Annotated in this window: 12 protein-coding genes and 3 pseudogenes; 9 read left to right on the forward strand and 6 right to left on the reverse strand. The window is 59.3% G+C overall.

Annotated elements, in window-relative coordinates:
• Window positions 1–26 precede the first annotated feature (26 nt).
• Complete coding sequence (locus tag MUBE_RS07095; protein ID WP_116539997.1) at window positions 27–536, forward strand: hypothetical protein; 510 nt, start codon at window positions 27–29, stop codon at window positions 534–536.
• Between the two features lie 119 nt (window positions 537–655).
• Here MUBE_RS07095 and zapE read toward each other — a convergent pair whose 3' ends face one another.
• Window positions 656–1,792 carry a cell division protein ZapE gene (gene zapE, locus MUBE_RS07100; protein WP_116540020.1) on the reverse strand — a complete coding sequence of 379 codons (1,137 nt, stop codon included), beginning with the start codon at window positions 1,790–1,792 and terminating at the stop codon, window positions 656–658.
• On the opposite strand from zapE, the gene MUBE_RS07105 reads away from it, so the two are divergent.
• The 4 genes from MUBE_RS07105 to msrB are packed head-to-tail and all read left to right on the forward strand — an operon-like array spanning window position 1,791 to window position 5,949.
• On the forward strand, window positions 1,791–2,597 hold the full coding sequence (locus tag MUBE_RS07105; protein ID WP_116540021.1) for a pyrimidine reductase family protein: 807 nt from the start codon (window positions 1,791–1,793) through the stop codon (window positions 2,595–2,597). The genes zapE and MUBE_RS07105 overlap by 2 nt on opposite strands.
• A 31-nt stretch (window positions 2,598–2,628) precedes the next feature.
• Window positions 2,629–4,188: an alpha/beta hydrolase gene (locus MUBE_RS07110; protein WP_165849754.1), complete on the forward strand. Its 1,560-nt coding sequence runs from the start codon at window positions 2,629–2,631 to the stop codon at window positions 4,186–4,188.
• Between the two features lie 43 nt (window positions 4,189–4,231).
• Window positions 4,232–5,542, forward strand: a complete 1,311-nt coding sequence (gene aftC, locus MUBE_RS07115) for an arabinofuranan 3-O-arabinosyltransferase (protein WP_116539999.1) — start codon at window positions 4,232–4,234, stop codon at window positions 5,540–5,542.
• On the forward strand, window positions 5,539–5,949 hold the full coding sequence (msrB, locus tag MUBE_RS07120; protein WP_116540000.1) for a peptide-methionine (R)-S-oxide reductase MsrB: 411 nt from the start codon (window positions 5,539–5,541) through the stop codon (window positions 5,947–5,949). Before aftC ends, msrB begins: the two co-directional genes overlap by 4 nt.
• A 65-nt stretch (window positions 5,950–6,014) precedes the next feature.
• Here msrB and MUBE_RS07125 read toward each other — a convergent pair.
• From MUBE_RS07125 to hemE, 4 genes and pseudogenes are all read right to left on the reverse strand, one after another.
• Window positions 6,015–6,703: pseudogene (locus MUBE_RS07125) on the reverse strand (class I SAM-dependent methyltransferase).
• Between the two features lie 41 nt (window positions 6,704–6,744).
• Window positions 6,745–7,440: a hydrogen peroxide-dependent heme synthase gene (gene hemQ, locus MUBE_RS07130; RefSeq protein ID WP_116540001.1), complete on the reverse strand. Its 696-nt coding sequence runs from the start codon at window positions 7,438–7,440 to the stop codon at window positions 6,745–6,747.
• A gap of 5 nt (window positions 7,441–7,445) precedes the next feature.
• Window positions 7,446–8,804 (reverse strand): protoporphyrinogen oxidase, encoded by a 1,359-nt coding sequence (locus MUBE_RS07135; protein ID WP_116540002.1) that lies wholly within the window; start codon window positions 8,802–8,804, stop codon window positions 7,446–7,448.
• Window positions 8,801–9,874, reverse strand: coding sequence for a uroporphyrinogen decarboxylase (hemE, locus tag MUBE_RS07140; protein ID WP_116540003.1), 1,074 nt, complete (start codon window positions 9,872–9,874; stop codon window positions 8,801–8,803). Before hemE ends, MUBE_RS07135 begins: the two co-directional genes overlap by 4 nt.
• Here hemE and MUBE_RS15700 point away from each other — a divergent pair.
• Together MUBE_RS15700 and MUBE_RS07145 are read left to right on the forward strand one after the other, a co-directional pair.
• The gene (locus MUBE_RS15700; protein WP_165849741.1) at window positions 9,789–10,055 is read left to right on the forward strand and encodes a hypothetical protein; all 267 of its coding nucleotides are present in this window, start codon (window positions 9,789–9,791) and stop codon (window positions 10,053–10,055) included. The two genes, hemE and MUBE_RS15700, sit on opposite strands and share 86 nt — an antisense overlap.
• Window positions 10,049–10,746, forward strand: a pseudogene (locus MUBE_RS07145) (enoyl-CoA hydratase-related protein). The gene MUBE_RS15700 and the pseudogene MUBE_RS07145 overlap by 7 nt, the downstream one beginning before the upstream one ends.
• Here the strand turns inward: MUBE_RS07145 and MUBE_RS15705 are convergent.
• A complete protein-coding gene (locus MUBE_RS15705) occupies window positions 10,648–10,875 on the reverse strand; it encodes a hypothetical protein (protein ID WP_165849742.1) in 228 nt (75 codons plus the stop codon). The pseudogene MUBE_RS07145 and the gene MUBE_RS15705 sit on opposite strands and share 99 nt — an antisense overlap.
• 15 nt (window positions 10,876–10,890) lie before the next feature.
• On the opposite strand from MUBE_RS15705, the pseudogene MUBE_RS07150 reads away from it, so the two are divergent.
• Together MUBE_RS07150 and MUBE_RS07155 are read left to right on the forward strand one after the other, a co-directional pair.
• Window positions 10,891–11,498 (forward strand): annotated as a pseudogene (locus MUBE_RS07150) (DUF3000 domain-containing protein); the annotation flags it as partial.
• Between the two features lies 1 nt (window position 11,499).
• Window positions 11,500–12,789 carry a ribonuclease D gene (locus MUBE_RS07155; RefSeq protein WP_116540005.1) on the forward strand — a complete coding sequence of 430 codons (1,290 nt, stop codon included), beginning with the start codon at window positions 11,500–11,502 and terminating at the stop codon, window positions 12,787–12,789.
• Window positions 12,790–15,059: the final 2,270 nt, after the last annotated feature.

The raw sequence follows: 15,059 nt of genomic DNA on the forward strand, positions 1-15,059 counted from the left end.
CTAACGGGAAAACAAAGATTGGAAAAATGCACCGCTGGCTAATCGTCGTTACCACCCTCCTAGTCACTGCTGCCGGCTTTGCTACGCCCCGTGCGTGGGCCGACGACGCGCCAATCGGCCAAATCGGTGACACCCTACGTGTATACACCGGGGTCTATATCGCAGACGTTACCGTCAACAGCGTGACGCCGTGCGACCCACCGCCAGGATTCGGGTACACACGGAGCGGCGTCCCGATCAAAAGCTTTCCTGGCAGCACCGTTGAGCGCGCCGACGTGACGGTGCACGTGATTCGGGCGCCCAATCCGTTCATCATGGCAACCAGTTTCAGCTTCGACGGGGTAACCCCGTTCGCCGACGCCTACAAGCCGCGGGCCTCTGATGCACCCGACGCGCTGGACAACGTGCTGGTGAATGCGCCCAACGGCGCCATCGCTCGTGGCGCAGTGTATTGGGACGTCTATCGCCATCCGGTGTCCAACGTCATACTGCTAGACAAGCAGACGGGTCAGCACCTGGCACAATGGAACCTCTGACGCTGGACGCATACCTAGCCACAACGGACTCGGGGTATCGACTGCGCTTTTACCTCATAGAGTGAACCTAAGCCAGGTCTTTTCAAGTCGACTTCCGTCGTTGAGTACGACATAAACAATTATGGTCCACCGCCTTCGTCGATCCCAGCGGCGCTCAGTGCCAACAGCCGTGACGTAGCCCGCAAATACTTCTTTCGGTAACCACCGGCCAGCATCTCCTCGCTGAAGATACCGTCGAGCTTCTCCCCGGAAGTCACCACCGGAATACCAGCGTAATACAGCCGATCAGTCAACGACACCAGCCGTAGTGCAACATTCTGGTCATCGATACCGTGCACGCCGGTCAAGAACACTGCAGTCACACCCTCAAGCAAGGTCAGATACCGCGACGGATGCATGGTGGCCAGGTGCGCACACAACGCGTCGAAGTCGTCGACGGTGGCCCCCTGGATGCGTGCGGCACACGCGGCAACTTGCGCTTCCGACAACGGCTGGGGCGCAGGCGGCAGATCGCGGTGCCGATAGTCCGACCCCTCGATCCGAATTGTAGTGAAAATCCTTGCCAAAGAACTGATTTCGCGCAAAAAATCCTGGGCAGCAAAGCGGCCCTCACCGAGTTTCTCCGGCAATGTATTGGAAGTGGCGGCCACCGATACGCCGCGCTCAACCAATGCCGAAAGCATCCGTGAAATCAGCGTAGTGTTGCCCGGATCGTCCAGCTCAAACTCATCAATGCACACCGCCGTGTAATTGGCCAGCAGATCAATACATTCGGCGAAGCCGAACACCCCAGCCAGCTGAGTCAGTTCCCCAAATGTCACGAATGCCCTGGAACTTCCCGCGGCATCCGGCACCCCAGCTGACCCAAGACCGGGTAACTGGTAGTAAGTCGACGCTAGCAGGTGGGTCTTGCCCACACCGAACCCACCGTCCAGGTACAACCCAACACCGGGCAGCACCATCCGTTTGCCCAGCAATTTCTTGCGGCCCGCCCGGCGTGTTACGGCCTGCCGGCAGAATTCCTGACAGGCCTCGACCGCTGCGGCCTGGGTCGGTTCCGCCGGGTCGGGGTGATAGGTCGCGAAACTCACCTCGGCGAACGTTGGCGGCGGTGCTAGCTGGGCGATCAACCGCTCCGGGGACACCGTCGGCTGCCGATCCACCAGGTGAGCTATCCGGCCAGGCGCGTCAGGCAGGTTCGCGGAGGTGGACCCGTGCATGCAAGCACTGTAGCGGCGTGCTGCAATCAAACAGATGCCCGACTTTGAAACCAGCCCAACAGCCAGCACCACCGCAGACAAAGCCGCCCAGACGCCGCTGCAAATGCTCGACTCCGGGCGCTACCTCTACGACGACGAACTTCCCCAGCTCTACGGCTATCCACCCGAACGCGACGGCGTCTGGGTGCGGGCGAACTTCATCACCAGTGTGGACGGCGGTGCCACCGCGGACGACAAGACCGGTGCCATGGCGGGGCCGGGCGACCAATTTGTGTTCAACATATTGCGCGAACTCGCTGATGTGATCGTCGTCGGTGCGGGCACCGTACGGATCGAGGGCTATTCTGGCGCGCACCTGCCGGTTGCCCAGCGCCAGCAGCGGCAGGCCCGTGGCCAAAGCGAAGTCCCCCGACTGGCGATCATCACTAAGTTGGGTCGGTTGGATCGGGATATGGCGGTGTTCACCCATACCGAGGTAACACCGCTGGTGCTCACTTGCACGGCAGCCGCCAAGGAGCTGCGCTCGCGGTTGATTGATCTTGCCGACGTACTCGACTGCTCTGGTGATGATCCCAGCAAAGTGGACGAGGCTACCGCATTGACGACCCTGCAGGTTCGCGGTCTGCGCCGGATCCTAACCGAAGGCGGGCCGATGCTCCTCGGCTCGTTTATCCAGCGCAGCATGCTCGATGAGCTGTGTCTAACCATCGCGCCCTTGCTGGTGGGAGGCCTGGCCCAACGCATCGTGACAGGCCAGGGGCAACTGCTAACTCGCATGCGCTGTGCCCACGTTCTAACAGACGATGCCGGCTACCTGTATACTCGCTACGTCAAAGCCTGACCCAGCAACGGGAGTGGCTACTGTGGTGGGCATGCGTAGGCACATCGCTTCTGCCACGATTTTCGTGGTTGTGACCACATTGCTGGTAGGCTGTGTCCCTGGCCTTGCCGCAGACCCACAATTTGCCACTAACTCCGGTTCCCGACCACAAAGCGCGGCCACTGCAACCCCGCCGGCCGCCGGTCCACCGCCGATCGCTGTACCCAAAAACGACTTGCCATGGCACGATTGCACGTTACGGCTATTTAGGGACGCCGGGATCGCGGCAGCACCCAGCATCAAATTGGAGTGTGCGGACTACGACTCCGACCTCGACCCGGTCAACGGTGGTTCTGGGACCTTGACCATTGGCGCGGTCCGAGCCCACTCCAGTCAAACGCCACGCGACGCCGGACCCCTTGTTCTCACCACCGGCTCCGACCTGCCTTCGTCGGCCCAACTACCGGTCTGGCTATCCCGCGCCGGCGCCGACGTGGTCCGCACCCACCCCATCGTCGCTGTCGACCGACGCGGCATGGGCCGGTCGAGCCCAATTGACTGCCGCGACCACTATGACCGCCAAGAGATGCACGACCAGGCGCAGTTTGAGTCCGGTGACGACCCCGTGGCTAACCTCTCCTACGTATCAAACACCGCCACCACCAACTGCATCGACGCCATCGCGCCAGGAGCCTCCGCCTACGACAACTCACATGCCGCCTCCGATATCGAGCGACTGCGCAACCTCTGGGAGGTACCCGCGCTCGCGCTTGTCGGGATCGGCAACGGTGCCCAGGTGGCATTGGCCTACGCCGCATCGCGCCCCGACCGAATCGCCAGATTGATCCTCGACTCCCCGATTGCATTGGGGATCAACGCCGAAGCAGCCGCCGAGCAACAAGTCAAGGGCCAGCAGGCCGCGCTCGATGCGTTCGCCGCTCAATGCGTTGCGATGCACTGCACGTTGGGACCCGATCCGAAAGGCACGGTAACCGCACTGCTGGCCGCCACCCGCGCCGGTAATGGGCCCGGCGGTGCATCGGTGGCCTCCGTGGCCAACGCCATCACCGTCTCTTTGGGCTTCCCTTCCGGCGACCGGGTAGACACTACCACGAACCTGGCCAACGCACTCACGGCCGCCCGCAGCGGCGACGCCAACCCGTTGACCAACTTGATCCACCACGCCGACGCCGCACAGAATTCAGATGGTCAGTTCGTTAATGACTGCAGCGACACGCTCAACCGCCCGACCCCCGACCGCGTTCGTCAACTGATCGTGGCGTGGGGGAAGTTATATCCCGAGTTCGGCATGGTCGGCGCGCTCAACTTGATCAAATGTGTGCACTGGCCCACAAGCACGACGCCACAACCACCAAAGAACCTCAAGGTCGACGTCATGGTACTGGGTGTACAAAACGACCCGATCGTGGGCTCTGAAGAGATCGCTGCGACGGTGGCCACTATCATCAATGCCAACGCCGCCAGCAAACGGGTGATGTGGCAGGGCATCGGCCACGGCGCAAGTATCTACTCGGCCTGTGCAATCCCACCCATAATCGGCTATCTGACCAGCGGCAAGCTGCCCGCAACCGACACCTACTGTCCCGCCTGATACTTCAGCTGTTAGGGGGCTTTAAAAAGCAACAGCTGCTTCGGTGTACGGTGCGCTGGTGACGGCAGCTGACTTGACCCGAACCGGCTTGCGTGAATGGTTGCTGACCGCATTCCGTCCCCCCACTCACACACCGAGCACGGCAACGATCGTGCGGTCAGCGCTGTGGCCAGCGGCCATTCTTTCGGTGCTGCACCGAAGCATCGTAATCACTACCAACGGTAACATAACCGACGATTTCAAACCTGTCTACCGGGCGGTGCTGAACTTTCGGCATGGCTGGGACATCTACAACGAGCACTTCGACTACGTCGACCCGCACTACCTGTACCCGCCCGGCGGCACGTTGCTGATGGCGCCGTTTGGATATCTGCCCTTCGCACCATCGCGCTATCTGTTCATCCTGATCAACACCGTGGCCATCCTGATCGCCTGGTATCTGATGCTGCGTTTGTTCAAGTACACGTTGGCCTCAGTGGCCGCGCCCGCCCTACTGCTGGCCATGTTCTGCACCGAGACCGTGACCAACACACTGGTGTTCACCAACATCAACGGCTGCACTCTTCTGCTGGAGGTGCTGTTCTTGCGGTGGCTGCTGGACGACACAATCAGCCATCAGTGGTGGGCTGGCGCCGCGATCGGGTTGGCACTAGTGCTCAAACCGCTGCTCGGCCCCCTGTTGTTGCTGCCACTGCTGAATCGTCAGTGGCAGGCCCTGGTGCCTGCGATCACGCTACCCGTGGTCATCAACCTTGCCGCGCTGCCGTTGGTGAGCCACCCTATGGATTTCTTCACTCGCACAGTGCCCTATATCCTGGGCACCCGTGACTACTTCAACAGCTCAATCGAGGGCAATGGCGTCTACTTTGGCCTGCCCACCTGGCTAATCATATTCTTGCGGATCCTGTTCACGGCGTTGGCCATCGGCAGCTTGTGGCTACTAAAACGCTACTACTGCACCCGCGATCCACTGTTCTGGTTCACCTGCTCGGCAGGCGTACTGCTACTGTGGTCGTGGCTGGTATTGTCGCTGGCCCAGGGCTACTACTCGATGATGTTGTTCCCGTTCCTGATGACGGTGGTACTGCCGAACTCCCCGATTCGCAATTGGCCAGCGTGGCTGGGGATCTACGGCTTTTTGACGCTGGACCGCTGGCTATTGTTTAATTGGATGCGCTATGGCCGCGCATTGGAATACCTGAAGATCACCTACGGCTGGTCACTGCTGCTGATCGTGGTATTCACTGTGCTCTACTTCCGGTATCTGGATGCCAAAGCTGAAGATCGGCTGGATGCCGGCATTGATCCAGCGTGGCTGACGGCAGAACGGGAACACGTTAGCATGAAAACATGACTCGTCCGAAACTTGAGCTGTCTGATGACGAGTGGCGTAAAAAACTCACACGACAGGAGTTCAACATACTTCGGCGCGGCGGCACCGAGCGGCCATTCACCGGTGAGTACACCGACACCAAGACCCAGGGCATCTACCAGTGTCGAGCCTGCGGCTCTGAGTTGTTCCGCAGCACAGAGAAATTCGAGTCACACTGCGGCTGGCCGTCGTTCTTCAGCCCGTCCAGCCCGGATGCCGTGATCCTGCGCTCCGATAACTCGCTAGGGATGACCCGCACTGAGGTGCTGTGCACAAATTGCCACAGCCACCTGGGCCACGTATTCTCTGGAGAAGGCTATCTCACACCGACGGATCAGCGCTACTGCATAAACTCGATCTCACTACACCTGGTACCGGACGGCATCTAGCGCCAAGCTTACAATTGGCACGGTTTGCACTCGTGCTTTCACACGCTAAACACAGCTTCGGCAATTTAGTTCACCCGGCTGGCGTGCACCTCCCTGAGCCAGGTGTTTAGCCTGCCGTCGGTGAGCCACGGTTTCACGAGCCGAAACCGGTCCAGCACGAACCGCACCTGATCCGACCATATCCAGGTTTCGCTTGGCCATCATCAAAAGCCTTGACGCTGGGGTGAACTGGTAGGTCGTGGTTCCCAGGTAGATGATCTCCCAACCACCGACGGAAAGCACCTGGCGGAAATCGTTCTGGGATAATGACCTCGACATGAAAAAGCCTTTGACATCGTGTGCATCGAACTCGAGCATGTATACATGTATAGACGTACACCCAGCTTGGTTACCTACCGCAGCGCCTGCACATAGGACTTCTGCAGTTCGAGCTCGATGCTGAAGGTGATAGACGACGACAGTCGACTACGGTGTCAAATCGGCCATCCATTTTGTCGCATCAGCCACTTTGAAGTCTACCGACATCTCGGCTTTGCGCGCGTTGTCCCGAGCGTGGTCGGCGGTGCCTGTCGACCCGTCGACGCCGGTAGCCAAGTACCCCGCCGACGCGTAGTAGATCGCGTGGTAACCGAGGTCAGTTCCCGGACCGAGCACCTCACCTTTAATCACGCCCACCATGATCAGTTGCTGGACCACCGATGCCCCACGGCGTGGCGGCGGGCAAGCCGTGCGATAACCGGACATCGCAGTACATCTTCTCGAACTGTATAGGATCGGTCTGGTCGAACTAGATCGTCACGGTAGCGAATTCACTAGCTGCTCGACTGACACCCGAGGCCCGGTGAAGAACGGTGTTTCCGCGCGTGTATGCCGTCGAGCTTCGGTAGCACGTAATTCACGTATCAGGTCGACAATGCGGTCCAACTCCGGGGCCTCGAAAGCGAGGATCCATTCGTAGTCGCCAAGTGCAAACGCCGGTACCGTGTTAGCCCGAACATCTTTATAGCCGCGAGCGGCCATACCGTGCTCAGCAAGCATGTGGCGACGTTCCTCGTCAGGTAGTAGGTACCAATCGTAGGACCGCACAAACGGATACACGCAGATATAAGCGCCGGGCTCTTCACCGGCCAGAAAAGCCGGGATATGGCTCTTATTGAACTCGGCCGGTCGATGCAGCGCCACACTGCTCCATAACGGCGAACAGGCCTGTCCGAGCGCGATGCTACGCCGGAAATCGGTGTAGGTCGCTTGCAACGCTTCGACACGTTCGGCGTGTGTCCAGATCATGAAGTCGGCGTCAGCGCGCAGTCCGGCTACGTCATAGAGACCGCGCACCACGACGCCGCGTTCCTCTTGCTGCTTGAAAAACATGCGGGCATCGTCGATCACTGCGTCGCGCCGATTACCGAGAACACCGGGCCGTACCGCGAACACCGAGAACATAAGGTAGCGCAGCATCGAGTTCAGGGCGTCATAGTCGAGTTTGGCCATGAAACCTATCGTGCCACTTCCGTACCTAAGGCCTCGATCGCGCGTCCGGCCGCGCCGATACATGCAGGCACACCAATACCGTCCAAATAGCTGCCGGCCACGACCAGCGTCGGGGGCAAGCCGGCACGCACCTCGGCGGTCAGCTCCGCATGACCAGGCCCGTACTGCGGCATTGCGTTAATCCAGCGCTGGACTCGGGCATCGACTGGCTCGACAGACACACCAAACACAGTGGCTAGGTCCTCCACCGCCCAGGTCAACAACTGATCATCGGTAGCAGTCGCAGCCACCTGATCACCGAACTTCCCGAACGACAGACGCACCAGCTGCGTGTCTCCTTGATATCCCCATTTACGCGAGTATAATGTTATTGCCTTGGCGCGCAGCCGCTCGCCACTAGCCACCAAGACACCGGAGTTCTGAGGAAATGCGGTGTCGCGGGGCACTGCCAGCGCCACCACTGCTGACGAGGCACTCACGATCCGGCTTGCGGCGGCGGCGGTCCGCGGGGCAATCTGCTGCACTAGACGCACAAGCTGTAGAGCCGGAACAGCCAAGATAACCGCGTCGACGGACCAGCGAGCACCGGTGTCGTCTACCAGCGTCCAACCGCGCTTCCCACGATCGAGCCCGACCACGGTCGCAACTACCCACTGTAGCCTGCTGCGGCGGACAAGTTCATCGATCAACACCTGGTAACCACCGTCAAGCGCACCAAATACCGGCCCGGCCACAAAAGGCGCCAAGCCCTGTCGAACCGCGTCGGTCAAACTGGCAGCGCCCCGGTCGAGGGCAACTGCCGCACCAGGGGCGCCCGCGCGCAGTCCGATTGTCGCTGCCGAGCCAGCGTAAACCCCGCCCAGCAGCGGGTCCACCAACCGAGCCACGGCCTGCTCGCCAAACCGGTCAGCCACCAGTTCGGCCACTACAGGATCGCTTCCGGGTTCCCAACTCAGCGGGCGAGTGGGTTCGGCGTTGATGCGCGCAACGGTGGCGTCATCGACCAGTCCGGCCACCGACGTTGCCGAGGACGGAATCCCGGCGACGGTGTACGGTGGCAGCGGATACAACCGTTGCTGGCTGTAGATCAATGGCCGGACGCCGGTGGTGGAGGCACGTTGGAGCCCTGATAAGCCCAGCTCGGCCAGCAGCGCCGGCATCTCGGGGCGACGCAATACGAACGCCTCGGCTCCGAGGTCCATTGGCTGTCCGCCTACCCGCTCGGTGCGCAGCACCCCGCCGAGTCGGTCGCTGGGATCGAACACCGTGATAGTAGCGTCATTGCCCACGGTCGCTCGCAACCGGTATGCTGCCGTCAGTCCCGAGATTCCGCCACCCACAACGCAATACGAGGGGGATATCATAGCGAATGTACGAGCGATGCCAGCTCGGCCAGCACGCCCGGATCAGTCTCTGGCAGCACCCCGTGGCCGAGATTGAAAACGTGGCCAGCTGCGCCGGCACTGACGGCGCGGCGTCCGTCGTCGACGACAGCCCGTGCGGCACGTTCGACAGCCGGCCAACCCACTATCAGCACCACCGGGTCGAGGTTGCCCTGCAGCACAGTACCGGGTTCCACCCGGGTAGCTGCATCGGTCAGCGAAGTTCGCCAATCCACGCCGACAACAGTTTGGCTCCCAGGCTTTTGTCCTGACTGGACAACTGCTGACATCACACCCAACAACTCGGCAGTGCCGATCCCGAAGTGCGTCATCGGCAACCCATATTCGGCCAGCGTGGCAAAGACCCGGGCGCTGTGTGGCAACACGTACTGACGGTAGTCGGACAGCGACAACGTGCCCGCCCACGAATCGAACACCTGGATGGCATCGACCCCGGCATCAATTTGACCGCGCAAGAACCCGAGAACCAGATCGGCCAGCTTATCCATCAGCGCATGCCAGCTGGCAGGTTCAGCCAGCATCATGGCCTTAGTGCGGAGATGGTTACGACTAGGACCGCCTTCGACCAGGTAAGACGCCAGCGTGAATGGCGCGCCGGAGAAACCGATCAGCGGAACATCACCCAGCGCGGTGACCAGCAGCGAAACAGCCTGGAAAATCGGTTGAATCGCTTGTGGGTCAAGAGGGTTCATAGCGTCGACATCAGCGGCGGTGCGTACAGGGTTTCCGATCACTGGACCGACATCCGGGATGATGTCCAAATCGATGCCAGCCGCGCGCAGCGGCACCACGATGTCTGAGAACAAAATCGCGGCGTCGACGTCGTAGCGACGTAACGGCTGCAGGGTGATCTCGCAGGCCACTTCGGACTCAAAGCACGCTGCCAGCATGCTGTGCCGTTCGCGGAGCGCCCGGTATTCGGGCAACGATCGACCAGCCTGTCGCATGAACCACACTGGTATACGGCAGGGTTTGCGTCCACTGACCACGGCCAGATACGGCGATTCGGGAAGCTGGCGACGGGTACTCATCGATCTCAATGCTGCCATGAGACCGGTCGGGGCCCTACAGCTTGGTCTCGCATATCTGACGTCGCTGCGTAACATCAACGACCGCCAGGAACGTCCAGAAATGTTGAAGCCAGGCAGTGACCACGAGTTTCTTGCCTTCGGCGCGAACTCGGTGACAACACTAGCCAAGAAGGCGTGTTGAACCTGATGCTCGACGCGCCCGAGCTGAATTCAGTAGGGTCGCGAATACACTGGCTGGCCCGTCGTTAAGGCACAGCGTTTTCTTCGAGTGGCAGCTTCGACCTGATCGCAGAAACCACCGGCGACTACGAAGACCGAGTTCGCATTTTGCGCTAGGCACGTGATCTGATGCTCAATACCGGTCAACTTCGACATGCCGGTGTTCTCGGCGATTCGAGTCCCAGCCGTGGGCGCGGTCCTAGTGGTGACGCTGTTTGCCAACGTCTCGGTGACGGGCCGTACCACGAAAGTAATCGATGGGCACACCAAACTCGGGGTAGCAGCCAATGGCCATGCCGCGATTTGCTGACCCTTACATGGTCAGCAGGGCCCAAGTCAAGTATTACCTGCTCGCCTACGAGACGCTATCCGGCGAGGAAGTCGAACGTATCGTTCTGGTCTCAGCCTGCTTAAACGATGACGAAGTATTCCCGGCCGCCACCCGCGTGGCCGAGAACCTGGTATAGGGAGCGCAAAACTCGATCCGATGGACCAAACGCAGCCTGAATCACTGGTACCGCATGTTTGAACCAGCCTTCGAAGCGTCGTTCAGCTTAGAATTCATCGGATTCAGCTAACTCGACGTTGCCGAAGGGTTTGCCGCGTACCGTAAGAAGCGTCCCGCACGATTTAGTGCCAACATCGGGATCTGAAGAAATCCCGGTAACGCCCGAAGAGGCCAATGCCGCACCACGCCACGGCGCGCCTGTCGCAGCGTGTGGACCAATGGGTCTACCGTCGAGTTTTGTGACCCGCGCCGATGATGATGCAGGTGACGCCACCCATATTGCGGGGGACGAAGCGATGAGGAGGAGTGGCGCTCGTGACCGCAGCCGAACCGACTCCTTTCCGCGAAGCAGTCGCGGAAATGAGCGCTGTCACCGTGCGACCGGAAATCGAACTCGGCCCTATCCGACCGCCGCAGCGGCTCGCACCATACAGCTACGCGCTGGGGGCTGAGGTCAAGCATCCCGAACTGGCTATCGTACCCGAACAATCCGAGGGCGACGCGTTCGGTCGATTGATCCTTTTGTACGATCCCGACGGTTCCGACGCTTGGGATGGTACTATTCGCCTGGTCTCCTACATCCAGGCTGACCTGGACTCGCATGAGGCTATCGACCCGCTGCTGCCTGAAGTGGCGTGGAGCTGGCTGGTCGAGGCATTAGAATTGCGCACCGACCACGTCACCGCGCTGGGTGGAACCGTCACTGCTACCACGTCGGTACGTTACGGCGACATCTCCGGCCCACCACGCGCTCATCAGCTAGAGCTGCGGGCGTCGTGGACGGCAACTACCCCCGAGGTCGGCGTCCACGTCAAGGCATTCTGCGAGGTGTTGGAACACGCCGCAGGATTACCGCCGGTCGGGGTCATTGATCTGGCCTCGCGTTCACGCGCTTAACATGTGTGAACCGGCGTACAATCACCCAAGCGGCCTCGAAACCAACCCCACCCCGCTGCACCACCCAACCGGTGGAATACCTAACCTCTCTGTCACCTTCAGCGACATCGCGGCGGCCGCAGAGCTCCTAGACCACGGTCAGGGTCCGTTTGCGATAGACGCCGAGCGGGCATCGGGTTTCCGCTACTCCAACAGAGCTTACCTGATTCAGATTCGACGAGCCAACGCCGGCACTGTACTAATCGACCCTGTCAGCCACGGCGGTGACCCGCTGACCGCGCTGCGGCCTGTCGCCGACGTGATCAGCAAAGATGAATGGATCCTACATTCGGCCGATCAGGATCTGCCGTGTCTAGCCGAAGTCGGCATGCGGCCGCCAGCACTTTACGACACAGAGCTCGCCGGACGCTTGGCCGGGTTTGACCGGGTGAACCTAGCGACAATGGTTCAGCGGCTACTGGGCTTTAAGTTGGCTAAGGGCCACGGCGTAGCCGATTGGTCGAAACGCCCGCTGCCCTCGGACTGGCTCAACTACGCGGCTCTGGACGTGGAGCTGCTGATCGAACTGCGCGAGGCAATCGCAGGGGTGCTGGCCGAGCAAGGCAAAACCAATTGGGCAGCCCAGGAATTCGACTACCTGCGAACCTATGAAACTAGGGAGAACACCAGGAAGGCTGCCCCACTCACCCGCCGGGACCACTGGCGACGCACATCAGGCATCCACCGAGTGCGTGACCGGCGAGTCCTGGCCGCCATTCGCGAATTGTGGTCGGTGCGCGACCGCATCGCCCAACGTCGCGATATCGCACCACGCCGCATCCTGCCCGATACCGCTATCATCGACGCCGCCATCGCCGACCCCAAAACGATCGACGAACTGATGACTTTACCGGTTTTTGGCGGCCACAACCAGCGTCGCAGCGCTGCAATATGGTTAGCGGCGTTGGAAACGGCGCGGCAAAGCCAAGATCTGCCGGACGAGACCGAGCCGTCCAACAGCCCACCACCTCCGAGGCGGTGGGCCCAACGTAAACCGGATGCCGCTGCACGACTGAAGGCAGCCAGAGCAGCGTTGGCGGCGGTGTCACAGCGGGTTGGGGTACCGACAGAAAATCTGGTCTCGCCTGACCTGGTGCGACGACTGTGCTGGGACTGGGAGATCCTCCAAGGAGGCTCGGTCGACCCGGTCAATGCAGTAGAGGAGTATTTGCGTGTCGGCCACGCACGGGCGTGGCAGCGAGAACTCGTGGTAACTACTCTGGCCGTGGCAACGCAGCCGTCGGCTGGTTAGCGATCACGTAAGCGACGTCCTACGGCGGCGATTCCACCACCATCGGTCCCACGCACCGCAGCGCCGTGAATGAGGCAGAATCCCGCAAGTCCATCTGCAGTACAAACATGGCGTGCGAAGTAGCAACATTGGGCACCTAGAATAGCCAGAGCTTGCCGCCTTCTCCATGGCGAGAACAAACAAAGTCAGGTCGGGTAAGTAAGTCACTTCGCCGGCAAGAAAGAAGTTAGACACTTCTGTGCGAATACAGGGGCGATCGGTGGTGCGCACCCGGAATTAGTACAGTGAGCGACGTGAGATTGACCATGCCCATCTCCACCCACAGGAACCAGAGCAAGATGCGGCAGCAGGTCGCCCGCCAGCGTTTAGTGGTCGGCCGGCCTCACGGACCTGCTTCAGCTCGTAATCATTTTCCCAGCCCAGAATCTGCGACCGATCATCGAGGCCACACTGCGCCAGTCACTCGGTCAAGATCTCATCTGGTGTACATTCGCTTGCCGGTCGATGGACAAAATGACCGGGCTTATCTACGTCGCTCCAGGTCATTAGCAGAATGTACTTAGTTGCCCTCCGGCAAGCGAACGTTTCTCCAGAAACCCGCCTCCCGAACGAAACGGAGACCAAAGACTACTCACTGCCCAAATATGCGGTTAAAATTCCGAAACACATCGATGAAGATCACGTCGTCAGAATACAGCATAGAAAAACTGGATCTCATTTGATGACTCCAGTAGAATTTCATGCCATTGTGCGAGGTGTAGAAAATGTTGTTTAACATGATCTGCTTTAACCATATCCTGTAGCGTCAGACAGGACACAATGATAATGGAACGATCACAGTCGAACCTGCTACCATGGACCGATATCAGTCCGGTGATCCACTTATTCTCGCGCCCTAGATTACTAATACGAGTATAGAAATTTATTTTTAGACGCCTAAATTTTGTAAGTTACAAGCCCAAGCATCGATCGTGTGTTCGCTCATAGGTCCATCCAGCATCATGACTTAAGACAGTATCATAGCAGTTAGGATCGGTGGACAACTCATAAAATTAAAAAATCCCTCGACAATAATTTCAGCAATCAAAGCTGCTGCTACATCTTAGGCTCGTCACAACGAAAATGCATAAAAATTCGGAAAAATCTCTGCGCCTGGAAAACTTGCGATTCATGTTGCAGACAGTCCGCACATGGGGACATCACCAAGCTCCGCGACAAGCCGCTCCCTGCGCATCCGCAACAGAAGCAAACGAACATAAAGATATTGGATGACCTATGCGAAGTGCGCCCGCCTTCGGCGGGCGAGACCGACAATGAGCACTGTGCTGCGTAATGCAATCCGGTCCAACTCCCAGTTGTTAAAGCAATTCCACTACCCTACCAACCTTCCGCGGTGATTGTTGAACGCCCGCTGTTCGATGAGGCACGGGCACGACAGCTCGGCCAATGACGTGGTGCCCGTAAACGCGAACCAAGACTCACGCCTACTAGATTGTCTAGCATAGCCATGCTGTTCTCGGTAGGTATGTGGGAGAGCAACGTTAGCAGAATCTTTTAATAGAACCAAATACAGTCGCAAACTGCGCTCGGTCAGGTGACCGTCTTTGCGGGCGCAAACTCTTGGCTTTACCTCTGGTTTCAGATGCCGCTTCGCATAACGTGACTCACACGCCGGCTTCAGCCAAAAGCATGGTCGCAATTATACCAGCGATTCCACTCGCCTGGCAATAACAACGTGAATTTCGGCTAGATTCTACGGTTCCATAAGTTCTCTCTTTCAGGTGCCACAGTGCATGTCGCCACGCGAAAAGGTGAGTGGTAAATCTAGCAGGAAATATATCCATATTCAGCGTCATATGAGTGATGGCTGCCACCTATGTGTTGTTTTGTGTTGTTGGTTGGTGGTGTTGAAGCGAGGTTTTGGTCTGTTCTTATCTGGGGAGAGTCTAGCCAGTGTGACCATGGTGATGTCGTGATGCAAGACCGTCGCCCCTTACGGTACATGCGCTAGCCTTCACCTCATTTTGATGAAGACCAGCGCAACCCCCCGCCAGACAGTGTGCTGCGAGTCGCTACCCCAACCCCCGCACAGATACATCCCAGACACCTAGTCCCGGCCAGTATCCCAATCTACATTTACATGTAGATTCCAACAGGCCCACAATCTCCTCAGCCGCGTACCGCAACAACCACAAACCCACCGCCAAGCACGACACACCAGCCATAGCGGCAAGCTCCTTCTACAAACAACTCACAACACCACCCGCTTT

Origin of the sequence: Mycobacterium uberis (assembly GCF_003408705.1) — a bacterium.
Classification (GTDB): Bacteria; Actinomycetota; Actinomycetes; order Mycobacteriales; family Mycobacteriaceae; genus Mycobacterium; species Mycobacterium uberis.